Origin of the sequence: Methylobacterium sp. J-088 (assembly GCF_022829295.1) — a bacterium.
GTDB lineage: Bacteria > Pseudomonadota > Alphaproteobacteria > Rhizobiales > Beijerinckiaceae > Methylobacterium.
The window spans coordinates 22581-42892 of record NZ_JAKSYH010000098.1; the positions used below are offsets into that span (position 1 = coordinate 22581).

The 20312-nt window shown below is 67.3% G+C and carries 32 protein-coding genes; 21 read left to right on the forward strand and 11 right to left on the reverse strand.

Translation table 11 applies throughout. From position 1 onward, the window contains the following. Position 1: 1 nt before the first annotated feature. Positions 2 to 643 carry a GNAT family N-acetyltransferase gene (locus tag MKK63_RS11015; RefSeq protein WP_244001564.1) on the reverse strand — a complete coding sequence of 214 codons (642 nt, stop codon included), beginning with the start codon at positions 641 to 643 and terminating at the stop codon, positions 2 to 4. Further along, positions 643 to 1050, reverse strand: coding sequence for a hypothetical protein (locus MKK63_RS11020; RefSeq protein ID WP_244001566.1), 408 nt, complete (start codon positions 1048 to 1050; stop codon positions 643 to 645). Before MKK63_RS11020 ends, MKK63_RS11015 begins: the two co-directional genes overlap by 1 nt. A 143-nt stretch (positions 1051 to 1193) precedes the next feature. On the opposite strand from MKK63_RS11020, the gene MKK63_RS11025 reads away from it, so the two are divergent. After that, positions 1194 to 1490 carry a hypothetical protein gene (locus tag MKK63_RS11025; RefSeq protein WP_244001568.1) on the forward strand — a complete coding sequence of 99 codons (297 nt, stop codon included), beginning with the start codon at positions 1194 to 1196 and terminating at the stop codon, positions 1488 to 1490. 32 nt (positions 1491 to 1522) lie between these two features. Here MKK63_RS11025 and MKK63_RS11030 read toward each other — a convergent pair whose 3' ends face one another. Further along, positions 1523 to 1717, reverse strand: coding sequence for a hypothetical protein (locus MKK63_RS11030; protein WP_244001570.1), 195 nt, complete (start codon positions 1715 to 1717; stop codon positions 1523 to 1525). 163 nt (positions 1718 to 1880) lie between these two features. After that, entirely contained in the window at positions 1881 to 2456 is a 576-nt protein-coding gene (locus MKK63_RS11035; RefSeq protein WP_244001571.1) for a hypothetical protein, read from the reverse strand. A 114-nt stretch (positions 2457 to 2570) separates the two neighbouring features. Here MKK63_RS11035 and MKK63_RS11040 point away from each other — a divergent pair, with 114 nt between their 5' ends. The 13 genes from MKK63_RS11040 to terL all read left to right on the forward strand — a co-directional run bounded on the left by MKK63_RS11040 (position 2571) and on the right by terL (position 10062). Beyond that, the gene (locus MKK63_RS11040) at positions 2571 to 2795 is read left to right on the forward strand and encodes a helix-turn-helix domain-containing protein (RefSeq protein ID WP_244001573.1); all 225 of its coding nucleotides are present in this window, start codon (positions 2571 to 2573) and stop codon (positions 2793 to 2795) included. 130 nt (positions 2796 to 2925) lie between these two features. Beyond that, the gene (locus MKK63_RS11045; RefSeq protein ID WP_244001576.1) at positions 2926 to 3108 is read left to right on the forward strand and encodes a hypothetical protein; all 183 of its coding nucleotides are present in this window, start codon (positions 2926 to 2928) and stop codon (positions 3106 to 3108) included. Then, on the forward strand, positions 3109 to 3336 hold the full coding sequence (locus tag MKK63_RS11050; RefSeq protein WP_244001578.1) for a hypothetical protein: 228 nt from the start codon (positions 3109 to 3111) through the stop codon (positions 3334 to 3336). It abuts the gene before it with no gap. Beyond that, on the forward strand, positions 3333 to 3605 hold the full coding sequence (locus MKK63_RS11055; RefSeq protein ID WP_244001580.1) for a hypothetical protein: 273 nt from the start codon (positions 3333 to 3335) through the stop codon (positions 3603 to 3605). Before MKK63_RS11050 ends, MKK63_RS11055 begins: the two co-directional genes overlap by 4 nt. 1 nt (position 3606) lies before the next feature. Further along, the gene (locus tag MKK63_RS11060) at positions 3607 to 3867 is read left to right on the forward strand and encodes a hypothetical protein (RefSeq protein WP_244001582.1); all 261 of its coding nucleotides are present in this window, start codon (positions 3607 to 3609) and stop codon (positions 3865 to 3867) included. Beyond that, on the forward strand, positions 3864 to 4325 hold the full coding sequence (locus MKK63_RS11065) for a hypothetical protein (protein ID WP_244001583.1): 462 nt from the start codon (positions 3864 to 3866) through the stop codon (positions 4323 to 4325). Before MKK63_RS11060 ends, MKK63_RS11065 begins: the two co-directional genes overlap by 4 nt. Further along, positions 4322 to 6988 carry a PriCT-2 domain-containing protein gene (locus tag MKK63_RS11070; RefSeq protein WP_279574623.1) on the forward strand — a complete coding sequence of 889 codons (2667 nt, stop codon included), beginning with the start codon at positions 4322 to 4324 and terminating at the stop codon, positions 6986 to 6988. Before MKK63_RS11065 ends, MKK63_RS11070 begins: the two co-directional genes overlap by 4 nt. Positions 6989 to 7193: 205 nt before the next feature. Next, a complete protein-coding gene (locus MKK63_RS11075) occupies positions 7194 to 7454 on the forward strand; it encodes a hypothetical protein (protein WP_244001585.1) in 261 nt (86 codons plus the stop codon). 9 nt (positions 7455 to 7463) lie between these two features. Then, a complete protein-coding gene (locus MKK63_RS11080; RefSeq protein WP_244001587.1) occupies positions 7464 to 7658 on the forward strand; it encodes a hypothetical protein in 195 nt (64 codons plus the stop codon). Next, on the forward strand, positions 7655 to 8014 hold the full coding sequence (locus MKK63_RS11085; RefSeq protein WP_244001589.1) for a hypothetical protein: 360 nt from the start codon (positions 7655 to 7657) through the stop codon (positions 8012 to 8014). The genes MKK63_RS11080 and MKK63_RS11085 overlap by 4 nt, the downstream gene beginning before the upstream one ends. Beyond that, the gene (locus MKK63_RS11090) at positions 8011 to 8226 is read left to right on the forward strand and encodes a hypothetical protein (protein ID WP_244001591.1); all 216 of its coding nucleotides are present in this window, start codon (positions 8011 to 8013) and stop codon (positions 8224 to 8226) included. Before MKK63_RS11085 ends, MKK63_RS11090 begins: the two co-directional genes overlap by 4 nt. A 50-nt stretch (positions 8227 to 8276) precedes the next feature. Next, on the forward strand, positions 8277 to 8648 hold the full coding sequence (locus MKK63_RS11095) for a DUF5681 domain-containing protein (protein WP_244001593.1): 372 nt from the start codon (positions 8277 to 8279) through the stop codon (positions 8646 to 8648). Between the two features lie 13 nt (positions 8649 to 8661). Beyond that, positions 8662 to 10062: a phage terminase large subunit gene (gene terL / locus MKK63_RS11100; RefSeq protein WP_244001596.1), complete on the forward strand. Its 1401-nt coding sequence runs from the start codon at positions 8662 to 8664 to the stop codon at positions 10060 to 10062. On the opposite strand, the gene MKK63_RS11105 is transcribed toward terL, so the two are convergent. From MKK63_RS11105 to MKK63_RS11135, 7 genes are all read right to left on the reverse strand, one after another. After that, a complete protein-coding gene (locus tag MKK63_RS11105; protein ID WP_244001612.1) occupies positions 10020 to 10628 on the reverse strand; it encodes a hypothetical protein in 609 nt (202 codons plus the stop codon). The two genes, terL and MKK63_RS11105, sit on opposite strands and share 43 nt — an antisense overlap. 134 nt (positions 10629 to 10762) lie before the next feature. Continuing rightward, a complete protein-coding gene (locus tag MKK63_RS11110) occupies positions 10763 to 11152 on the reverse strand; it encodes a hypothetical protein (RefSeq protein WP_244001614.1) in 390 nt (129 codons plus the stop codon). Beyond that, entirely contained in the window at positions 11149 to 11781 is a 633-nt protein-coding gene (locus tag MKK63_RS11115) for a ParA family protein (protein WP_244001616.1), read from the reverse strand. Before MKK63_RS11115 ends, MKK63_RS11110 begins: the two co-directional genes overlap by 4 nt. After that, positions 11781 to 12788, reverse strand: a complete 1008-nt coding sequence (locus MKK63_RS11120) for a tyrosine-type recombinase/integrase (protein ID WP_244001618.1) — start codon at positions 12786 to 12788, stop codon at positions 11781 to 11783. The genes MKK63_RS11115 and MKK63_RS11120 overlap by 1 nt, the downstream gene beginning before the upstream one ends. Then, positions 12778 to 13038, reverse strand: coding sequence for a hypothetical protein (locus MKK63_RS11125; RefSeq protein WP_244001620.1), 261 nt, complete (start codon positions 13036 to 13038; stop codon positions 12778 to 12780). The genes MKK63_RS11120 and MKK63_RS11125 overlap by 11 nt, the downstream gene beginning before the upstream one ends. 221 nt (positions 13039 to 13259) lie before the next feature. Continuing rightward, positions 13260 to 13517: a hypothetical protein gene (locus MKK63_RS11130; protein WP_244001622.1), complete on the reverse strand. Its 258-nt coding sequence runs from the start codon at positions 13515 to 13517 to the stop codon at positions 13260 to 13262. Continuing rightward, a complete protein-coding gene (locus MKK63_RS11135; RefSeq protein WP_244001623.1) occupies positions 13514 to 13759 on the reverse strand; it encodes a helix-turn-helix transcriptional regulator in 246 nt (81 codons plus the stop codon). Before MKK63_RS11135 ends, MKK63_RS11130 begins: the two co-directional genes overlap by 4 nt. 105 nt (positions 13760 to 13864) lie before the next feature. On the opposite strand from MKK63_RS11135, the gene MKK63_RS11140 reads away from it, so the two are divergent. From MKK63_RS11140 to MKK63_RS31685, 7 genes are all read left to right on the forward strand, one after another. Further along, entirely contained in the window at positions 13865 to 14155 is a 291-nt protein-coding gene (locus MKK63_RS11140) for a hypothetical protein (RefSeq protein WP_244001626.1), read from the forward strand. Between the two features lie 12 nt (positions 14156 to 14167). Beyond that, positions 14168 to 14401 carry a hypothetical protein gene (locus MKK63_RS11145; protein ID WP_244001628.1) on the forward strand — a complete coding sequence of 78 codons (234 nt, stop codon included), beginning with the start codon at positions 14168 to 14170 and terminating at the stop codon, positions 14399 to 14401. A 12-nt stretch (positions 14402 to 14413) separates the two neighbouring features. After that, on the forward strand, positions 14414 to 14860 hold the full coding sequence (locus tag MKK63_RS11150; RefSeq protein WP_244001630.1) for a hypothetical protein: 447 nt from the start codon (positions 14414 to 14416) through the stop codon (positions 14858 to 14860). Positions 14861 to 14939: 79 nt separating this feature from the next. Further along, on the forward strand, positions 14940 to 15221 hold the full coding sequence (locus tag MKK63_RS11155) for a hypothetical protein (RefSeq protein WP_244001632.1): 282 nt from the start codon (positions 14940 to 14942) through the stop codon (positions 15219 to 15221). Between the two features lie 59 nt (positions 15222 to 15280). Further along, a complete protein-coding gene (locus MKK63_RS11160; protein ID WP_244001634.1) occupies positions 15281 to 17827 on the forward strand; it encodes a hypothetical protein in 2547 nt (848 codons plus the stop codon). A gap of 88 nt (positions 17828 to 17915) precedes the next feature. After that, complete coding sequence (locus MKK63_RS11165; protein ID WP_244001636.1) at positions 17916 to 18329, forward strand: hypothetical protein; 414 nt, start codon at positions 17916 to 17918, stop codon at positions 18327 to 18329. Between the two features lie 213 nt (positions 18330 to 18542). Continuing rightward, on the forward strand, positions 18543 to 20303 hold the full coding sequence (locus tag MKK63_RS31685; protein ID WP_279574624.1) for a Hint domain-containing protein: 1761 nt from the start codon (positions 18543 to 18545) through the stop codon (positions 20301 to 20303). Positions 20304 to 20312: the final 9 nt, after the last annotated feature.

A 20312-nucleotide genomic window follows, 5' to 3' on the forward strand; every position in this document is an offset into this window, starting at 1 on the left:
ACTAGTGAACCTTCGCGTTGGCGGGCACGATGATTTCGCCCATGGATGGGATGGCGGGTAGGGGCGGCAGCCACGGGCAGTCCGCAGCGGTCATCGCCCAGATTTCTGCGTCAACGATGCCGCCGTAGAAGCCGCGTGCGGTACCTTCGCGCTGGAAACCAGCCCGGCCGGCAAGGCTCGACAGGTCGGGGCAGTTGTCGGGGATGCGAGCAACGACGCGGTTGAGCCGTAGGCCGCGGAACGCCCAGCGGCACACGTCGCGGATCACTGAGCGGGTGATCACGCCAGGTTCGGCCACGACGGTGAGCTCGGCCTCGCCGTTGACGTGCAGGTTGTCGATCAGGAACAGCGCGCCGTGGTCGAGGTCGGGCCGAACGATGCGGATCCACGTCGGCGAGTAGCCAAGGCGGCGACCGGCAAGGGACCCGACCCACGCCTCGACGGTAGCGATCGGGTCGTCCAGTTCGAGGAAGGATAGGCCGATCGGGCGATTGCCGCGGATCGCGCCCTGCATGTGCTCGCGGAACACCTCGTGCGAGGTGAGTGGCATCGGCGCGCCCGCCGCCGCGAAGATGTCGGCGAGGGTTGAGGTGTCGCCCGCATCGAGGTCAAAGCCCTCTGGGAGATCGGCGGGGCCGCCCATCAGTAGCCTCCCAGAATTCGAGGCTGCGGAGCGAACAGTGCCGCGAGGGCGTCGCCGACCGGATCAGCGCCGCGGGTCGGCTGACCGTTGAGGGAAGCGTTGATATCCTGGCCGAGCAGAAGGTCGTTGTTCTGCTGAAGGAACGAAGCCGGCGGCGAAGACTGGCCCAGAGGCGCCAGAGCCGGCGCGTTCCCGGAATAGCGATGCGGCTGGCTTCGACCGATGTCGAGGTAGTCGGAGCCGGCTGGGAGGTACGGCATCTCGTTGATGAGGCTATCCAGCCCGCTCTGTCGCGTCGCCGGGTCAAGGCCCACAGTCAGGCCATGCGAGGCCCGATAGTCATCAGGCGCGAAGGCGATCGTCTCCAGCCACCGCGTGCGGCTCGGACTGTTCGCGCCGAACTGCATGTTCGCGGAGGGCCTGTAGCCCGAGGAGTACCCGCCGCTCATCAAGCGGTCCTCGGAATGGCGACGCTCGACTGGCGGTTGGGGGCAACGGCCAGTGAGCGCGCTACATCGACGGTGTGATCCGTACCGATGGAGCTGAGATTATGAGCGAAGGCACCGACAAGGTTCCTGTTCTCCCCGATCATGTCGAAGGGGCCTTGGAAGCTCCGGTGATCTACTTCGAGGGGGCGCCGAACCTCGGCGTCTGGCAGGGCGTGGGCAGGGTCACTCTGGAGATGCTGGTTTTCGAGCCCGGCATAGGCACCGACCCCGGCCCGACCCATCGCAAGATCGTGGCGCACCTTCGCGGCCCGATCTCCGCATTCGGGGCTCTGCGAGCTGCGATTGAACAGATGGAGCTGGCCGCGGCGCCAGCACAGGGCGGCGAGAAGCCCAACTGATCCGAGAAAGGCGAAGGCGAGCGAGCGGCTCATCACGCAGCGGCCCGCATGGCAGCGGCGGGACCGGCCGGGGGCGGGTCGCGATCCGGGGTGCCAACAGCCGCGCGCAACGTGCGCCGGGCGAAGGTCGAGACGTTTTCACCCGACGCCTTGGCGCCGTCGTTCAGCGCGGCGCGAAGATCGCGATCAACGCGGATGTAGAGATGGGCTGGGAACTTGCAGCGCATGTGCGGTGCCTCGATGTTGCCGAGACACTAACGCACGAAATAGACCTCATGTCTTGCGCGCCTGGAGAATATCGTCAGTCACGTAAGTCTATCTATCATTGGTCTTTTAATTCAGCGGTTCACTTCCGGTGGCTGATATTTGTCATTTGCCCTTGCAACCACGTCATACCTTGGGCTTTGCGGCTTCGGATTGTTCCGCTTCAATCTCTTTCTGGATCCGTTCAAAGGCCGCCTGGCCTTCTGGCGTCTTGATGAAGGCTTCCATTTCTTCCCGAGCTTTGGAGCGCAGACCCATATACTGTGCCACCTGCTCAGCAGCGTTCCAGCCATGCCGCGGGCCACCAAGAATTGACAGAGGACTTGGCGCCTCCTCCGAGCCCTGTTCGTAAAAGTAAATATTCATAAACCGGCCGATCGCTGTCTGTACATGCGATCTAGTCTCTAAATCATCAGTCCATCTTTTGCCTGTGTTCATTTCAACTGCCCGGCAAAGATGCGCGATAGCCTGAGATAGCCTGACCGTCTCACCGCTGCCGAAGTACGACAGCAACAGATCCTCCGTTTCATAGGTGCGCTCAAGGCGCCGCTCGATTTCCTCGCTAACCGGCCTGCCAACCGCGGCAGCATCGGCCTCAAGCCGCGCGCGCAGATCCGCAGTCACTCGGAAGGTAAAGGTTCCGCGCTTGCCGGCCGGACGGCCCTTCTTGGCCTTTGGAGCGGCCTCGACACCATCCGTCATCATCTTTCTCCAATTTTCTCAACATGCACTCCATATAGACCACGACCGCTTGACGCAAGCCGAGGCTCGCCATAGAACTCCAAATGTCCTCTTTTTAGAGTACGGAGCGAGGCCATGGCCGCCAACGACATCATGAAGGTGCTGACGGAGCCGACCGTAGACGTGGCCGTGGCGGCTCGCGTGCTCGGGATTGGGCTGAACGCCGCCTATCGGGCGCGCGAGGCGGGAGACATCCCGTCGTTCAAGATCGGCGGGCAATACCGCGTGCCGACCGCAAAGCTGCGCGAAATGCTCGGGCTGCCGCAGCACTCGCCCTCGCCCCAGCCCATCGCCGCATGAAAAAGCCGCCGGCCCTGGATCAGGACCGACGGCGGATTTCTATCAGCGTCTCGACACCGCTCAGATAGTACAATCCGGCGCGCGTTTCCACTGATTTCAGGCCGGCACCCTCAACGCAGGAGTGCCTACCGTGAAAACCAAGACCCACAGCCGATCCATCACCATCCGGCCGACCGAGGCCGTTCCCGACGCCGCCGCCACTCAGGCACGCATCGAGCGGCGCTTGGCCGAACGCTGCCGTGTGTCGGATGCCGTCGCTGGTGTTCTCGCCGGCCTCGCCGGGTACGGCCCGCAGATGCGGGAGGCCCGCTAGATGGCCACCCTCGCCCAGATCACCCCGACCGACGCCCTTACCTTCGACGCCGTGGCCGAGGCCGCGAGCATCGCCGAGAGCTACGCCCGGAACGCGGCCGAATTCGCCCTGATCCGAGACGCTCGCGGCGCGGCCTACAGCCTGAATTGTGCTGCCAAGGCCCTCGCATCGGCCGCTTCTACCGCGCAGGCGCTGCGCCCCGCCCAGCAGGACGGGGGCGGCCGATGACGCATCCCCGCATCCTCTGTCCGCCTGCCGGGGCCCTCGCTTGTGCCAACTGCTCGGCCTGGAGCGAGTGGGACAGCATCACCGTGGGTCAGGACGGCCCGCGCGGGTTCGCAATCATCGGCCGCAAGCCGACCGGTCAATGCCGCGCCAACCCGCCCAGCATCGATCCCGACGCGATCGCTGGCGACAACGCCACGTGGCCGGTGGTCGCCGCCGATCACTGGTGCCGCGCTTTCGAAATGCGTGGCGAGCGTGAGGAGGCTGCCTGACATGCGCCACCTCATCAAACCTCCACGCAAAGCCAAAGCCTGCGCTTGGTGCCAGCACTTCGCTCAGAACAGCACGGCCTACGTCTACGGCGGCCGCGGGATCCTCGGCGCGATCGGCGAGCAGCCCCGCGGCGACTGCCGCGCCAAGCCCCCGCGCCGGGATAAGAAGACCGGCGACGCCCTGTGGCCTGACGTGCTCGGCAACGACTGGTGTTCGGCGTTCGCCCGCCCCGAAACCGTGAAGCGCGGGGAGGCGGCATGAGCAAAGTCGTCGCCTTTCCCAGCCCACTCTCGACCCGAAAGACCCCGATCGCCGTCGAGGTGATCGTCGCCCCGCAGGTCGATTTCTGGGTGGCCTGGCTGCGCCTCCCGACCGGCTACTTCACCGCCCTGGAGCGCACGCCCGACCAGCATCACGCCATGTCGGACGCCCGCGCCTACGCCAAACGGTACGGCATCCCCGTGACCTGGCGCGACACGCCGTTGGCCGTCGGACTGGCCGAACCGTACCCGCACCGACCCGGCGAAATCAGCATCTGGCCGGACAGCGAGGGCGGCGGGTGCTGGCGGATCGATCACACGTCCGCTTCTGGCAACTCCGGCGCGCTCGTAGGAACCGCCTTCTCACTCGACGAGGCCGTGCGGATCGCCCGTGACGCTGCGGTGCGCCTCAACGCGACTTTCGAAGATCCCTCTCACCATTTCGGAGGTGCAGCATGACGGCACACGCTTTTCCGTCAGAGACCGACCTGCGCCTTGCCCTCCGTGAAAACGGCTACCACCCGGTGCCGGTCTCCAGCCCGAGCATGGACGTCAGCTCGGCCGGTAAACGGCCAGTCATGCCGGCCTGGGAGCGCAGGTGTCTCAATGCGTCGGCAGATGAAATCCGCCGCTGGTCGAGGAGCTACCCCGACAGCACTAACACCGGCCTGCTATGCGGCCGGCTGGCTGGCGTCGACATCGACGTGAGAGTGGCGGAACTGGCTGCGGCAGTTGCTGATCGGGCTCGCGACATGCTCGGGCATACACCGCTCGTTCGGATCGGCCGCGAGCCGAAGCTACTGCTCGGCTACCGGCTCGCAATCCCACTCAAGAAGATCCAGACCCCGGCCCTGTTTTTCACCGACGACCCGAAGGAGAAGGATACCAAGGTCGAGGTGCTGCTGAGCGGACAGCACTTCGTCAGCTTCGGCATCCACCCCGAGACCGCCGCGCCCTACCGCTGGCCGGACGCCTCGCCGCTCACGGTTCCCTTCGCCGACCTGCCCGAGATCACCGAGGACGCCCTGCGCGACTTCGTGGCCGAAGCCGAGGTGATGCTGCGAAAGGCTGGCGCGGCAACACGGAGCGAGCGCAAGCAACAAGGGAAGACCCAGGCGAGGCAAGAGACCAAGGGCCGGAAAGCGGGCGGGTTCGGCCTGCATGAAAAGCCCGACTACGAGACCGTAGCCGACGCGCTGCGCAGCATCCCGAACGACTTCGACTACGACGGGTGGATCCGGATCGGATACGCGCTCTATCACGGTCTCGGCGAGGCCGGGCGCGGGCTATGGGAAAGCTGGTCCGCCACGTCCCCGAAGGATGATGCGGCCCACACCGCGGGGAAATACTCGGCTTTCGCGCAGGGCCGTAGCGTCACCATTGCCACCCTGTTCTGGCACGCCGCCGAGAACGGATGGAAGCGCCCGGGCGCTGGCCGATCCGGTGCCCCGAAGAAGGATCGCGCCGAGCGTCGCGCCAGCGCGGATCCGGAAGCCGCCCCGAGCGAGGAGGACGACGGCAGGCCGATCGTGCGGTTCGTCGCCGGCAAGGTGCCGGAGGCAGTCGACCGCATGGAATTGCTGCTGCTGTCGGCAGGGGTGCAGATCTATTCTCGAGCCGGCGCCCTCGTGCGGCCCGTGATCGACGAGGTGCCAGCCGCGAAGGGGCAGATGACCACCGTGGCGCGGATGAGCCCTCTGGTGGCCGTGAGCCTCGCCGACATGGCCGCCCGCATCATGCGGGTGCAGCGGTTCGACTGGCGCGCCGAGGACTGGCTGGACATCAACCCACCCAGCGAAATGACCCTGACGCTGCTGGCCCGCGAGGGGCAATGGCGCGTCCCGCCGGTGGCCGGCATCATCACTACACCGACGCTGCGGCCGGACGGCTCGCTGCTCACCGCCGCCGGCTACGACGCCGCGACGCGGCTCTACCTGGCGCACGATCCCGGCTTCACCATGCCGGATCTGATGGAGCGCCCGGATCGGAACGAGGCGGCCGCAGCCCTGGCGTTCATTGAGGCGCTGCTGGTCGGGTTCCCGTTCGTCAGCCCTACCGACCGCGCAGTGGCCCTGTCCGGCATCCTGACGGCACTGGTCCGCGGCGTCCTGCCGACGGCGCCGCTCCACGCCATCCGGGCGCACAGCCCAGGCACCGGCAAGAGCTTCTTGGTGGACCTCGCGGCCGTCATCGCTACCGGCCGGCGCTGCCCGGTGATCGCCGCCGGCAAGACCGAGGAGGAGACCGAGAAGCGCCTGGGCGCCCTGCTGCGCGATGCGGTGCCTGTGGTCAGCATCGACAACGTGAACGGCGAGTTGGGCGGCGACATGCTCTGCCAGCTTACCGAGCGCCCCCTGGTCCGGGTCCGGATCCTCGGCAAGTCCGAGGCGCCGGAGCTCGAATGCCGATCGACCACCTTCGCCACCGGCAACAACCTCGTGCTCACGGGCGACATGACCCGCCGCGCGGTGATCTGCTCTCTCGACGCCGAGATGGACCGCCCCGAGCTGCGGGATTTCAGCTTCAACCCGATCGACCGCGTGATGGCCGATCGCGGGGCCTACGTGGCCGCCGCGCTCACCGTGATCCGCGCCTATCAGGTCGCCGGCTCGCCGACCGTCTGCGGCTCGCTCGGGAGCTACGAGGATTGGTCCGCCATGGTGCGCTCGCCGCTCGTCTGGCTCGGCCATGATGATCCGGTCGTGAGCATGGAGACGGCCCGCGAGGAGGACCCGGAGCTGTCCGCCATCCGCGAACTGTTCGAGCACTGGCGCGAGCACCTAACCTTGTCGAGCGGCTGTACCACGAACGCCATCGTCAAAGCCGCGTGCGAGAAGGGCCCCGGATCAAGCTTCGACTACAACACCCAGGAGTTCCGAGCCCCGGAGTTCCGCGACCTCCTGCTGCGGCAGGCCGGCGATGGCGGCGCCGTGAACACACGCCGTCTCGGCAAGTGGCTGTCCCGGATCAAGGGACGCGTCGTCGGCGGCTACCGGATCGAAATGCGCGCCGACAGCAGCAACGGAAACCGCTTCTCGCTCTGCCGGGTCGGCGCGGAAGACGGCTTCCCTGGCGGGAGGCCCGCGCCCGATTACCGGGCCTCTGCAGAACCGGTGTTCTGATGCGGGCGCCAGATTTAGGGGTTTCAGGGATTTTAGGGGTTTGTTTCATCCCAACGCGAAGAACTGTCAGGATCAATTTGCGCATGCATGTTGCGGGTGTGCCCGCACCCGCAAGCGCACACGTACATGACAGTTTGCGTGTAGCGGCCAAAACAGACCCCTTAAACCCGTCAAACCCCTATCTGGGTCGGAACGGGGGCGCCTGGTGATCCCCGCCGATGAAGCCTGGGGACCGTTCCGCCCCGACATCGACCCGGCCGAGCGCAAGGCGCGGCTGCGATGCTTGAGGGCCGTTGTGCATCTCAGCACCGGCCCGCGTGGTCAGGCCCTCGCCGATCTGCTGCTACGGGCCGAGCGGGATCCTGGCCTGCTGCCGTCCGCCCTCACGGCCCTGTCCGGCCTGGATGCGCTCGATAAGCGCCGCATCTGGGCCTCGTACCTCGCTCTCAATCGAACCGCAGCCTGAGGAGCCATCATGCCCCGCCGCAAGCCCGATCCCCGCCGCCCTGGTCCCGAGAACGACCCCGCCGACGACAGCAGCATGGCCGAGACTGAGCGTCACGAGCTTGTGGCCGAGGCCGCCGCTACCTTCGGTCCCGAGGCCGCCGCAGAACTCGCCGTGGCCCTGCGCGTGCCGTTCAGAGCACCCCAGCCGGAGGTTCAAGCATGAGCCAGCCTGCAACCCCCATTGAGGCCGCCGCCGATGCCCTGCTGCGCGTCATCGTGAAGGCCGACCGCCAGCGGTTCGCCCTCAAGCTCGCCGCGTTCCGAAGCCGCCCGTTCATGGATGCCGGCCAGCCGGGAGCGACGGACGCCCTCGACGCGCCAGGCCTCGCTGCAGACCCAATCGGAACCGCCTGCCGCGCCGAACTGCGCCGGATCGGTCACGCCCTGCACGCCGCCAACCCGCACGCGGACTTCACCGCCCTGTCCGTAGAGATCGCAGAGATAGACCCTAGTCACGCGGACTGGCGAGCCATGGCGCTCGAAACCGCATGGGCCGGGATCGGGAGGGCGCAGGCATGACCCCACGCGAGCAAGCCGCTTTCACCGCCGGCATCGAGGCCGCCCGGCAAGCCGCCCTGACTGCCGCCGTCACGATTGAGGTTCGGGGCGACGCCAACGAGGTCCGCCAGCAGGCCGCAGCCGCCGCGTTGCAGGGGCTCGCGGATGGGCTGCGCGCCGCCTTCCTCGACACACCCGCGACCACTGTTCAAGCCGTTGTTCTGAGCGAATGATAGGCAGATCCTATATACCCTCGCAGTCCCGATAGATTTCAGCCAAGACCATGAGCAAGCCGACCAATCTCAAGCCCTTCGCCCCCGGCCAGTCTGGCAACCCCGGCGGCCGCCCCCGCCTGCCCGACGACGTGAAGGCACTGGCCCGCGGCTACACGCGCGAAGCCCTCGAAACCTTGGCCGGCGTCATGCGCAACGACGAGGCCCCGGCCGCCGCCCGCGTCACCGCCGCCAGCCACATCCTCGACCGCGCATGGGGCAAGCCGGCCCAGCACATCACCGTTGATCCTGTTGGAGACCTCACCGATGCCGAGCTTGGGTCAGAACTCGCCGAGGCCGTCGAACTCGTCCGACATCTCAGCCGCGAGGGAGCGGGTTCGGCTGCTGACGACGGAAGCGAAACGCCGCCAACGACGCACTGACATTCAGGACTCTATGGTCGCGTGGGCTGTGGCCGCCGGTTACACGCCAGCGAACCATCACGAGCACCTGATTGCCGAACTGGAGTTGCTGGAGAGCGACCCCGACACCGACACCCTGTTGGTGTTCATGCCGCCCGGCTCCGGCAAGAGCATCTACACCAACCACCTGTTCCCGGCGTGGTACGTGGCCCGCCACCCCGAGCGGAACGTGCTCACGGCCTCGCACTCCTCGGAGTTGGCCGAGCGGTTCGGCAGGAAGACCCGCAACCTGATCGTGGAGCACGGTCAGGACCTTGGCGTCGCCCTGTCCGACGACAGCCAGGCGGCGAACCGTTGGGCGACCACGGCCGGCGGCGAGTACTATGCCGTGGGTGTGGGTGTCGGCATCGCGGGCTTCCGCGCGGACCTCGGCATCATCGACGATCCCTTCGGCAGCCGCGAGGACGCGGAGAGCCGGCGCATGCGCGATCGGACGTGGGACTGGTACAGCGACGACTTCTCGACCCGTCTCAAGCCCGGGGCAAAGAAGGTCATCATGCACACCCGCTGGCATGACGACGACTTGGCCGGCCGCATCATCCGGCAGTTGGACGACATCGCCCGCCCCTACCGCGTGTTGTCCCTGCCGGCGCAGGCCGGGCTCGGCGACCCGCTCGGGCGGCAGATGGGCGAATTCCTCTGGGAAGACGGCGAGTACGGCTACGGGGCACAGCTCCGTCGTCGGAAGGAGGAGGTCGACACCCGCACCTGGGCGAGCCTGTACCAGCAGGTGCCGGTGCCGGAGGGCGGCAGCTACTTCGAGCGCGACTGGATCCGGCTCAGCAAGGGCACCCCGGCCCGCGAGACCCTGAACGTGTACGGGGGGAGCGACTATGCCGTGACCCGAGACGGGGGCGACTACACGGTGCACATCGTCGTGGGGCTCGACCCGGCCGGCAACATGCACGTGCTCGACCTCTGGCGGAAGCAGGCCGACAGCGGCGAGTGGATCGCGGCCTACTGCGATCTGGTGAAGAAGTGGCGCCCAATGGAATGGGCTGAGGAGACGGGTCAGATCCGCTCCGCACTCGGGCCAATGATGGACGCGGCCGCCCGCGAGGCGAAGGCGTACTGCGTCCGCAAGCAGTTCCCGACGCGCGGCGACAAGGCCGTACGCGCTCAGTCTATCCGCGCCCGCATGTCGATGAAGGGCCTCTACATTCCGCACGATGCCCCGTGGCGGAAGGACTTCGAGGCCGAGCTGCTGCGCTTCCCTGCGGGTGTCCACGACGATCAGGTCGACGCCATTGCCCTCGTAGGACAGCTCCTCGACCGTGCCCGCCCTGGCATCGCGCCGAAGGCCCCGGCGAAGCCCAGCGGCGGTCTCAGCGGCTACAAGTCGGTGCGAACCGGGGGCGGATCCTGGCGGGTGTGAGACAGCTCAGACTGGAGGCGATCCTGCCAAAAGAGAGCCTGAAACCCTGCTACCGCTCGCATTGCCTCCACCGGCTTGTACACGTCACAAAGATTAAGCGGCCCCATAAGTATGGTGTGCTCATCAAGTATAATCATAGAAGTTTCATCCAGTGCTGCACTATGCTCGGAATGGGCATGCATGGACGGCTTTGACACTTTTCCCGATGCCCGGCTTATATCGAAACCGTGCTCGTTGACATCACGAACTGTGACAACAGGGGCGACCACTCTCTCAAATTCTTTCCGAACATCGCGAGGCAAGCCAAAAGCGCCTTTTACCGATCTGAGTATTCGGTATGACCGCGAGGTATAAAAAAGGAATGATTGGGCGAGTGCGGTCTGCACTGTTGAGCCAACATCGAAATCGGTGCTAATTATTTTGGTTCGCCCTGATATAAGGCTCTGCAATGCCTCAAAAGATTTGCAGCTCTGTTCAAGCATCATCGCAAAGCTTTGGGCAGGTGTAGTGCCGGGGTGCTGCGGCAGTTGAGGACTCGACCGCTCAGGATCTTCGTTATCACTCACAGAAACCCGCTCCCCGAGTGCCCCTTGAAGGCGTTCGCCCGCCGGATGGAGCCGACCACCGTGCGCGGATCCCGGTGGCCCGACTGATCCATGATGCGGGCGAGATCAATCCACGTTGAAACGTGACCACGTGGTTATTCACCCCGGTTCAGCGCGTCGAAATCTCGCCCGTGCTGCCGCAGCACGAGCCGCAGACCCTCGATGTAAAGATCGTGAGGCTTGCAGTCGGTCGCCGCTGCAATCTCCCGAAGCGCTTTGAACACCTTGGGGTGCGCGTAGATCGAGGCGTGAGGCTTCTCGTACCGGACGCGGCGCTTGTACCCCTCGGGGCCAGCCGGCTCGTCTGAAACGGAAACCGTTTCCGTTTTACCACGCGACAGTGTTGCCACGTCCTCACGCTGTAACGTGGTCACGTCGTCACGTTGAACTGTTGCCACGGCTTCACGTTGTGGCTCTGCAGTTGGCGCTGCCGCGGCGATCCTGGCGAGCTGGTCGTTGATGGACGGGCGGGGTTTCTTGCTCATGCCTTCGCGCCTCCGAGCTGCGCCTTGATCCACTGCCAGAGCAGTCGGACCTCAACGGCCGCCTTACCTTTGGGCGCCAGTTCCGTGACGCCCTGCCCCGTCGTCATTGAGTCGAGAAAATCGGAGCGTGTCGCCACCATGGACGGCGCCAGCGATCCGGTGCTCACCAGAGCCGTCGCGGCGTCGAGCGTGCGGGCCTGCGTGGTCGGGTTGCACTGGTTGAGCACGAAGGCGAATGGCTTGCCGAGGAGTCGCAGTTGCTCGACCGTCGGCCGCGATGCCTCGACATCGAGGATGGACGGCTTGACCGGCAGGAGGCACAAAGTGGCCTCCCGCAGCACGAGCGCCACGTCGGGACCGAACCGACCGGGCGTATCCACGATCGCGAGCGAGACCGCCCCGCTGCTACGGATCCGCCCGAGCGTACCGGCGAACGCCGACGGCTCGACGCGCTGCACGTCCAGCCCGTTCGCCTCGCGGCGCTTCCCCCAGCCGGCAAGCGACGCCTGCGGGTCCGCATCGAGCGCAGCCACCGTCTCCCCGTCCTGCATCGCAGCGACGGCGAGCGAAGCGGCTAAGGTTGATTTTCCCGAACCGCCCTTTTGTGTGGTGAGGACCAGTACCCGCATCACAGCCCCGCCATCCCGGCAGGGTTCTGCTTGAAGATTTGCCCGGACCGGATGTAGCCGCTCGTCGTGTCGAACCGCTTGTGCCGGAGCTGCCGCTGGATGGCATGGCCCGGCGCGTCGTTGGCTGCGGCCGACGTGGCGAGCCCCGAACGGAGCGAGTGGCCCGCATAGGCAGCCGCGAGCCGGCGCGCCTCCTCCGGCGTGTGGCCTTCCGCCAGAGCAGCTGCCTCGACCGTGCGCTGTACGATCCGAGCGACCGCACGGTCTGTCACTGCCTCGGTCCCGATGCGCCCGTGCCTGTCGATCGGACGGAAGGCCGGGCCTTCCTTCAACCGCGCCGCCTTGATCCAGGCTCGATAGCTGCGCACCGGGCACGTCTCCATGTTCGAGCCATAGGGCACGCCTATCTCGGCGCCCTCGCCCGATTGATCGGTCTTGCTGCGGGCGAGGTGGATCACCAGGCCGTCGGGCCGCTCCTCGACCCACGCCCCTCCGTCCCGGCGCGAAACCTCGAGCCCCGCCAGTTCGGACCGCCGCAGCGCCGCGGCGAACCCCACGAGGATGAGCGCCCGATCGCGCTTGCCGGCCAGGGTGTCGGGCAGCGTCGCGACCGCGCGCCGGAGATCCACCGTCATCAGAGGCCGTTTCTTCGCCGCCGGCTGGCCGTGCGCCCGCTTGATCCCCCGCCACGTGTCGCGAAAGGCGGCTGACGACGTGTCGAGATCGAGCCCAGCCGCGGCGTGCTGCTCGCGGATCGCGGCAAGACGACGTTGTAACGTGGCAACTTTCAACGTGGTCGCGTGGTCGATGAGGTAGGCCAGCACGGCGGCCGGACTCGCAGGCATCGAACCTTCGCCCCGCGCTTCGCACCAATCGGCGAAGGCCCGCACGTCCGACGCATAGGCTCGGCGCGTGTTCGCAGCCCGAGACTGGTCGGCATAATGGCGAGCCTGATCGGCGAAAGCGTGTAGGCCGGTTGGAGCGGGGTGCGCGAGATCAGTTCCCATTGCCTGGGTCCTCGTCGGGAGCGTCGCCGGTTTCGATGCGCCGTTGGAGTTCGTGCGCCGCCGCTCGCAGATCGTCAGGGGAGGCCGAACCCCGAAGATAGGTGCGGTGCCCCGTCTCCTCCGCCATTGCGCCGTCTGGGCAACTGTTCACGTACAGCACCCAGCCGTCGGAAGTGCGCAGGCCCACCATCGTGTAGTGCTGGCCGCCATGCTGGAACGGATAGCCGTCCCACGACCGCAGCTTGCTCATGTTCTAGTGTCCGATAATGCCTTCTTATCGGACCTTAGACCACCACGCGGGAACTGGCAACGGGATCGCGCTACCACGTTGTAACGTGGTCATGTGGACGCGTGGCGGTAGGGCCTCGGCTGGGCTATCTGGGGCGCACCAGCCGCGGAGCGGTCGGGATGTGCGCAAGGCCGGGCGAGCCGTGATGATATGGCCGCCCGGCCATCCTGTTGAACCGGCGCTCAATTTCGAACCGCACGCCGAGCGATGATAGCTACAGCTTGAAGGCCAGCAGCCACGGCTGCGCCTGCCGCGCCATAGCTGCCCCACGTTCCCTGATCGCGCATCGCATTGGTGATTGGCTGCCAACCCCCGCCATCAGCCGTCAGGATGATTTCGGTTGGGACAGGAACCGCTGCCGACAGCCACCAGAAGGCGGCCGCACAAGCCGCTGCGATAGCCGAAAGCACGTCCAGGGCGAGGCCGAACCGATGCGTCATGTCTGCGGCTCGCCCCGGAGCCGCACGCCAGGGCGCCCATGGTTGAGGAACTCGACACCGGCCGCCTCAAGCGCGCACTGGACCCGCCGCACCACATCGGCGCCGCTCGTAATCTCGGCCGGTCCCTTCGCTTCCATCTTGCGGATGGTGTTGACGTGCAGATCCGCCCGGGTGGCGAGGTCGGCTTGCTCGATGCCCGAGAGCGCGCGTGCGGCTTTGAGCTGATTGCCCGTCACCAACATTGATGTTTGCCACACACATTTAGAGGTTGACGGTACACACCGACACGGCTATGTGTATGAAACACACAGCGGGGTTGCCCGCATACATAGTCGGGTTGCCCGCCAATGTCCAACCGCACCGTCTCTTGGAACCGCATCTCCCGCTCGCTGCACGACAGCAAGCCCACGATCCCCGCCGGTCTCCTCTCGGCTCGCGCCTTCGTTCAGTTCCACGCCGCCAAGCGCCCCCTCGTCGTCTCCGGCCAGTACGACCGCGCCGCCATCATGGCCGCCGCCTGCCGCGCCGCTCCCGGCATTATGGAGCGTTGTAGCGTCTCCCGCCGTGTGGCGATGTCCTCCGCGCTCAAGGCCGCTTGGCAAGTCGCCAAGGCCGCCCACCGCGCCGCTGCGCACTGAGGAGCCGCATCCATGCTCGCCGCTCTCGCCGCCTTCTCAATCGCCGGCCTCTGCACCGGGACAGCGTTCCTCGCATCGTACATCGAGGAGAACGGGTTCCCCGAGCTGCCGGCTTTCCGCGGTGTGGCCCTCGCGCCGGCCATTATTCCAGCCGGGAACAATGCCTCCCCGCTCTGGTGCGAACGAACCCGCCGCTGGCGTCACCCCGTGACCCGCGCCTTCGTCAAAGCCCCCGCCGGTCACTGAGGAGCCGCCGCGATGTCCAACCGCATCAACCGCCGCGCGCTCGCCGCCGGCCTCCTCGCGGCAGCCGCAACCCCCGCGAACGTGGCCGCCAACATGGCGCCGACGTTCCTCCGCGGCGACGACACCCCCCGTCTGCCGGATCATGTCGCGCTCTGGTCGCGCCTGCCCCTGCCGTTCTCGCTCGCAGAGGCGTGGCACCTACTCTCGCCCGCCACACAGGCCGAGATTGGCGCGGCCGTCATCGGCATGGTGCTGGCCGAGTACGTCTCCGGTGACATGCACGGGGGGCACGATCGGTTCTACGACGACGCCTTGCGCGACGACGCCATGAGCGTGGGCAGCGATCTGCTGACCCGCATCGAGCAGCGCCTGTGGGTGCTGTTCCCCGACCTCTACGGCCCCGATGGCGATCACCCCGCTTGGGCCCTGAATTCAGGCATGGCGCCGCCCGCCGCCTGATCTGACCCGCTCCCCCGATCCGGGGAGCGCAACCACCACCACCGACCCACCGCCACGAGCCCCGTCAGGAGCGCGAACGATGTCCTATGCCCGCATCCCGAATTTCAGCCAGCCCGCCCCGGTCCGCAGCGACAGCCCCCGCACCGGCCGCCGCCGGCTCTCGGCCGATGGCCGCTACCTCAACCTGCCCAACGAGCCCGTGCCCGGTGGCATCGAGGCTTGGGAGGCCGTGGCACCAGTCCGCCCTGACACCGCGCACAGCCGGTCCCTGCGCTTCCTCGACGTCGCCGGCGAGCTGCTGGCCGCGGCCTTCATCATCGGCGGCGGCATGGTGCTGACCGGCCTCGCCACCCTGCTCTGACCCGACCCGCAACCTGCCGCGGGCCAGGCGCTCGCGGACCTCATCCGGAGATCCACGACATGACCCTGCGCACCTCCCTGCAGCGCCTCATCGGCCGCGACCCCACCCGCCTCACCCTGCGTGAGCGCGCCGCCGAGACCGCCGCCCGTCTCGCTGCCTCCCGGCCGGCCGCCGACGCCGCGACCGCGGACCCTCCCACACTGGCCGACGCCGCCCTGACCGTGGCGGCCGCCGAACTTCAGCGCGTGGAGGCGACGATCGCCGCCATCCCGACCGCGCCGGGCCAGGACCTCGATGACGTGCCGGGCTACGGCATCCTCGATGCCGCGGCGGACAGGGCGGCCGACGTCCTCACCAACACGCCCGCGGACAGCCTTATCGGCCTGCAGGCCAAGGCCGCCGCCATCCTGTCGGACCGGTTCTCGGTGCAGTCGCCCGAGGCGCTGGAGATGGCCCAATCCCTTGCCCGGGACGTGCTCGGCGCACCGCCGGCTTCCATCTTGGCCTCGCAGGATCCGATCCTTCCGGCGATCAAGGAATGCCGCCGGCTGGTGGCAGTCGTCGAGGCTGCGGAGGCGTTGCCCCAGCCCGAGGGCCGCCTCGACGCCCTGCCGGAGCAGCAGGAGGCGTTCGACGTGCTCAACCGGTACATTGAAGACGTGCTGCTCAAGACCGTGCCGACCACGGCCCATGGCTGTGCCGCGCTCGCCCAGTACGCGGTTGAATTCTCCGCCGCGCGCGGGTTCGAGCTCGACGATGGAGAGGATGGGGCCGCGCACCTGCGCGTCCTCGACCTGATCGCCAGCTCGCCCCTGTTCGATGCCGGGGCGCAGGGAGGCCGTGAGCCACGGCCGCTGCCCCGACCGGATAGCCCCGAGGCACTGACGCGGTACGAGGCGGCGTGCCGCGAGGATACTCGCCGTTCGCGGCTCATCGTCGAGGGCTACCCCGAGCTCAAGCGCACGTCCCTGGAGTGGTGGACCCAGGACACCCTCTGGAAGGCATGGGAGGCGGGCGACATCGGCCCGGCCGAATGCGCGCGGCTCCTGCACATGGCGTCCGAGCGTGAACTGCGGCTGGCCCAGGTCGAGCACGATCTGGACCTCGGACCTCTTCAGGCCCTGGCCTCCGCCGGCGCTCATGGAACGCTGCCCAGGGGCGAGGCGATCGAGAGCGAGGCGGTCGAGCCGGATCCGGCCTTCGGGCTGATCGAGTCCCACCAAGCCGCCTACGCTGAATACGACCGGCTGGGATCAGGGCCGGGCGTCGAGGAGATGCAGCAGTCCTCGGTCGCTCTCGCCCGCGCTGAGGATCTGGCGTTCATGCGCCTGCTCGGTGGCCTGCCCACTTCGCTGCCCGGGCTGATGGCGCTCGCCGACTACCTGCCCAAGGCCATCCGTCAGCGGGGCGGCGACGATGCTGAAGACGAGGCCGTGATTGCCCTCGGCGGCATCTGCGCATCCATCCGGGCCCTTGTTGCCGAGGGGAAGGTCGCGGCCGCGCCCGGCGCAGAACCAACCGACTGGTACAGCCCGCCGCCCGGGTTCATGGCTTCGCCCGCCATCGAGCCGACGCACTTCGCTCTCATCCCGCACGCCCTGCGGGTCGAGCTGGACCGCCTGCACTGCATCGCGCAGCGCGAATTCGACCGGCAGGTCCGGCCGGACACTGCCCCCGAGCGCCGGGAGCGGCTGCGCCGGCTCTTGAAGATCGACATCTTCGAGGCCGCGTCCCTGAGCGGCGATGCCGAGATCCTGGCCCTTGGGATGGAACTGGACGCGGTGCACACCCGCTGGCGGCAGGCAGAGCCGGCCTACAAGGATGCGCAAGCTCGCTTCTCGCGGGCAGAGCGGGACGCCAAGGCGCGAGGGAAGGACATCTGGGCCGCTTCTGAGGCCGTCTGGGCCGAGCCCGGCGTGCGCGAGGCCATCAGCCAGTTCGAGGGCGTGGGCGCCGAACTCGATCCGATCTGCCACAAGATCTGGCACACCCCGGCACGGACGCCGCTCGGTCTCGCCGTGAAGGCTCGCGCCTCGCTCGTGATGGCCTTCACCTGCGGGGAGTACGAGGCGGGGCAGACGCTCGGCGACGGCGAGGACCTACCCTACAAGCCGGCCCGCTACCTGATCGAGGCCTGCTGCGCCTTCGCGGGCGTGAACTGGAAGGGCGAGCTGCTGGACGGCAGCACGCCCTCAAAGGCGAACCCGGGCAACCCGCCACGGACCACTTACGGCATCGCCGAGCGGGTCGACTTCGCCCAAGCCACGCTGGATGAACTGCGGGTGCTCCACGACAAGGCACGCGCCCTCTCGGACGTGGCCTATTCCATGTCCTGTCAGGGGGCATGCCAGTCCGGGGACCGCAGCCTCTTCGGCGATCACCACAACAGGGCCGGCCACCTGCTGCACTGGCTGGGCGACGCCCTGACCGACGTCGAGAGTGCGGCCGCGGACGAGATGCAGCGCCGTCAGCCGGCTAGCCAGGACGACCGCAGGGAACGCCTCGCGTCGATCGCCGAGCGGATCATCCTCAACGGGGACACGGACGAGACCGCGTTCTTCATTGGGCAGCTCACGGCCTGCCTCGCCGATCAGGTGCGGCGCTGAAGAGCGCCTGACCTGCCCCTCTGTCGCCGTGCGTACCGCCCCGGCCGGATCCAGCCGGGCCATCCCCAATCGAGACCCGAGACACCCCATGGGCGACGTGCTCACCTTCACCCCGCGTCCGAAACCGGCCGCTCCGGCGATCCCGGAGCCGCTGGCCGGAGCAGCCCTCCGCGCCAGCTTGGAGGAGGCCGCACAGGTCGCCCTCGACGCCGCGGACCGCATCATCGCCGTGCTCGACCGCATGGACGGGGGCACGGACCTTGAGGAAGGCGCCGATGCCGAGCCGTCCCTGGCGGCCCCCGAGAACCACACTGGCAGTCAGGTCACATGGTTGCGCGGGAATGACCGGGACCGCGAGGCCGGGACGCTCGAGGCTGCGCTGCCGGAGGTGGCGGCAGAGATCTCGACGGTGATTGAGGTTCCGCCGCTGTGTTGGGGCGGGCGAGGGAACGTCGTCGCCGCGGCCGGGTCGCTGCTTGTGGCCTTACTGGAACGGGCGTGACCAGTGCGTTGCCATGGAATGCGCCTGTCGCTTGAACAGCACAGGCGCCAGTAAAACGGTAGGTTGAGAAGGCTGATAACGGCTGCGTGATCGCGGCAGCCCTCGACTCACCGACCTCATCTCCATCAGGCTAACAGCAGGCGCGCGCTACGTGCGACATCGGGCGGCCCCAAGGGGCGCACCCGTGGCAGTTGCCGAACCGCTGGGGAGACCATGAACCCAATCACCTTTAACTTCACCGGCGCGATCCAGAACTATACCGTGTCGGTGACAGGCACCTATGACCTATTGGGGTTCGGTGCCGGGGGTGGGGCTGGGTCTAACGGTGCTTCTACCGGTGGCAGCGGGGCAGAGGTCGGCGCCACCTTCAACTTAGTGCAGGGCCAGCAGCTTCAAATCATCGTCGGTGGCGTTGGTACTCAAGGCAGAGAAGGCGGCGGCGGCGGCGGCTTTACCGAAATTCTAGCTAATTCAGGTGCCGGAACTACTTACACGCCTATACTCATTGCAGGCGGCGGCGGTGGCGGGGGGAGAAGCGTTACCGGTCAATCCACTGCTGCCGGCCTAAATGCACAAGCTAATCCTGTAGGTACTACCCTTGGAGCTGGCGGCGCTGCTGGCACTAGCACTAGCACTTTCATTCCCGGGGGCGGCGGCGGCGGCGGCGCGGGCGCGACGAGCGATGGAGGGAGCAGCCTCACCGCCAATGGCGGACTAACGAGCCCAACCTATACAGGTGGTGGTAGCGGCATCAGCAATGGCATCGGCGGTTTCGGTGGTGGCGGCGGTGGCGGCTTCTACTATGGCGGTGGCGGTGGTGGTGGCGGCAACACCGGTGGCGTAGGTGGCAATGCATACGGCAGTGGCTCCTACGTAGACGGCCCCGGCGGCGGCGGTGGGACATCGTACTTAGCAGCGGCAGGTACATTGAATGCCGCGGAGACGCGTGATGGGGCCGGGATCAGCACTGGCAACGGCAGCGTGCGGATCAATTTGGTCACCGCGGCGCCTGCACCAACTCCGACCCCAGCGCCTTCTGCGGCTCCGGCGGCCAGTCCAGTTCCCTGCTACGTGACGGGCACGCGCATTCGCGTCCTACGCGGTGTCACTATCGACGATGTGTCGGTGGAGCGTCTGTGTGTGGGTGATCTAGCCATTACCGCCGACGGCAAGCTCCGCTCGATCCGCTGGATTGGCTCGCGCAGCTATTCCGGCTCCACAGCGCCGAAACACGATTGCCCCGTGCGCATCAATGCGGACGCTCTGGCCGACAACGTACCCACCCGCGACCTGCTGCTCTCGCCTGATCACGCTCTGTGGCTCGACGGCCTGTTTGTGGCCGCCGGCCACTTGGTCAACGGCACCAGCATCACCCGCGGCGAGGCTGTCGCGGATTTGACCTACTGGCACGTCGAACTCGATAGTCACGACCTGCTCATGGCCGAGGGCACTCCCGCTGAAAGCTTCCTGGCAGCTCGAGGCGTGCGCGTTGGCTTCGACGGCATCCAAGCCCTCGACGCGGGCGCGGCGCCCAAGCCCTACGCTCCTCGGACCGAGCTCGGCCCCGACCTGGCTGCGCTGCGCGGGCGCTTGGCCCGTCGTGCGATCGGGGCGGGTGAGACCGGCGGCTTAAGCCCTGTGCGGGCTTGGCTGGACCGCTGCGTGATCGGCACGGACGGCATGCTGCACGTGGGCGGCTGGGCTCACGATGCCGCGCAGCCTGCCACTCCAGTGTGCCTGGACGTGCTGGTGGACGGGGCTGTGGTGGCCTTCACAGTAGCTAACGAGTACCGCGCGGACGTGGCAACAGTCGGTGTCGGAGACGGCCGGGTTGGTTTCGACCTTGGTCTAGACATGCCTTTAGCGGCAGGCCTGCCGCACGTCGTCGAGGTGCGCCGCTCGGCCGACGGGACTTTGGTGTGCGCCAAGCAGGTCGACGCGGTGGGAACATGGACGGCGCTCTTGGCGGCGTGACCACCCCAG

Bases quoted from the DNA above. Each gene is read 5' to 3' on its own strand.
- MKK63_RS11150 (WP_244001630.1), top strand. From the start codon at position 14,414: ATGTCCAACCGCATCAACCGCCGCGCGCTCGCCGCCGGCCTCCTCGCG.
- MKK63_RS11145 (WP_244001628.1), top strand. From the start codon at position 14,168: ATGCTCGCCGCTCTCGCCGCCTTCTCAATCGCCGGCCTCTGCACCGGG.
- MKK63_RS11025 (WP_244001568.1), top strand. From the start codon at position 1,194: ATGAGCGAAGGCACCGACAAGGTTCCTGTTCTCCCCGATCATGTCGAA.
- MKK63_RS11095 (WP_244001593.1), top strand. From the start codon at position 8,277: ATGAGCAAGCCGACCAATCTCAAGCCCTTCGCCCCCGGCCAGTCTGGC.
- MKK63_RS11070 (WP_279574623.1), top strand. From the start codon at position 4,322: ATGACGGCACACGCTTTTCCGTCAGAGACCGACCTGCGCCTTGCCCTC.
- MKK63_RS11140 (WP_244001626.1), top strand. From the start codon at position 13,865: ATGTCCAACCGCACCGTCTCTTGGAACCGCATCTCCCGCTCGCTGCAC.
- MKK63_RS11055 (WP_244001580.1), top strand. From the start codon at position 3,333: ATGACGCATCCCCGCATCCTCTGTCCGCCTGCCGGGGCCCTCGCTTGT.
- MKK63_RS11065 (WP_244001583.1), top strand. From the start codon at position 3,864: ATGAGCAAAGTCGTCGCCTTTCCCAGCCCACTCTCGACCCGAAAGACC.
- MKK63_RS11085 (WP_244001589.1), top strand. From the start codon at position 7,655: ATGAGCCAGCCTGCAACCCCCATTGAGGCCGCCGCCGATGCCCTGCTG.
- terL (WP_244001596.1), top strand. From the start codon at position 8,662: ATGGTCGCGTGGGCTGTGGCCGCCGGTTACACGCCAGCGAACCATCAC.
- MKK63_RS31685 (WP_279574624.1), top strand. From the start codon at position 18,543: ATGAACCCAATCACCTTTAACTTCACCGGCGCGATCCAGAACTATACC.
- MKK63_RS11030 (WP_244001570.1), bottom strand. From the start codon at position 1,717: ATGCGCTGCAAGTTCCCAGCCCATCTCTACATCCGCGTTGATCGCGAT.
- MKK63_RS11160 (WP_244001634.1), top strand. From the start codon at position 15,281: ATGACCCTGCGCACCTCCCTGCAGCGCCTCATCGGCCGCGACCCCACC.
- MKK63_RS11155 (WP_244001632.1), top strand. From the start codon at position 14,940: ATGTCCTATGCCCGCATCCCGAATTTCAGCCAGCCCGCCCCGGTCCGC.
- MKK63_RS11060 (WP_244001582.1), top strand. From the start codon at position 3,607: ATGCGCCACCTCATCAAACCTCCACGCAAAGCCAAAGCCTGCGCTTGG.
- MKK63_RS11115 (WP_244001616.1), bottom strand. From the start codon at position 11,781: ATGCGGGTACTGGTCCTCACCACACAAAAGGGCGGTTCGGGAAAATCA.
- MKK63_RS11130 (WP_244001622.1), bottom strand. From the start codon at position 13,517: ATGACGCATCGGTTCGGCCTCGCCCTGGACGTGCTTTCGGCTATCGCA.
- MKK63_RS11080 (WP_244001587.1), top strand. From the start codon at position 7,464: ATGCCCCGCCGCAAGCCCGATCCCCGCCGCCCTGGTCCCGAGAACGAC.
- MKK63_RS11110 (WP_244001614.1), bottom strand. From the start codon at position 11,152: ATGAGCAAGAAACCCCGCCCGTCCATCAACGACCAGCTCGCCAGGATC.
- MKK63_RS11015 (WP_244001564.1), bottom strand. From the start codon at position 643: ATGGGCGGCCCCGCCGATCTCCCAGAGGGCTTTGACCTCGATGCGGGC.
- MKK63_RS11020 (WP_244001566.1), bottom strand. From the start codon at position 1,050: ATGCAGTTCGGCGCGAACAGTCCGAGCCGCACGCGGTGGCTGGAGACG.
- MKK63_RS11035 (WP_244001571.1), bottom strand. From the start codon at position 2,456: ATGACGGATGGTGTCGAGGCCGCTCCAAAGGCCAAGAAGGGCCGTCCG.
- MKK63_RS11050 (WP_244001578.1), top strand. From the start codon at position 3,109: ATGGCCACCCTCGCCCAGATCACCCCGACCGACGCCCTTACCTTCGAC.
- MKK63_RS11120 (WP_244001618.1), bottom strand. From the start codon at position 12,788: ATGGGAACTGATCTCGCGCACCCCGCTCCAACCGGCCTACACGCTTTC.
- MKK63_RS11125 (WP_244001620.1), bottom strand. From the start codon at position 13,038: ATGAGCAAGCTGCGGTCGTGGGACGGCTATCCGTTCCAGCATGGCGGC.
- MKK63_RS11090 (WP_244001591.1), top strand. From the start codon at position 8,011: ATGACCCCACGCGAGCAAGCCGCTTTCACCGCCGGCATCGAGGCCGCC.
- MKK63_RS11040 (WP_244001573.1), top strand. From the start codon at position 2,571: ATGGCCGCCAACGACATCATGAAGGTGCTGACGGAGCCGACCGTAGAC.
- MKK63_RS11165 (WP_244001636.1), top strand. From the start codon at position 17,916: ATGGGCGACGTGCTCACCTTCACCCCGCGTCCGAAACCGGCCGCTCCG.
- MKK63_RS11135 (WP_244001623.1), bottom strand. From the start codon at position 13,759: ATGTTGGTGACGGGCAATCAGCTCAAAGCCGCACGCGCGCTCTCGGGC.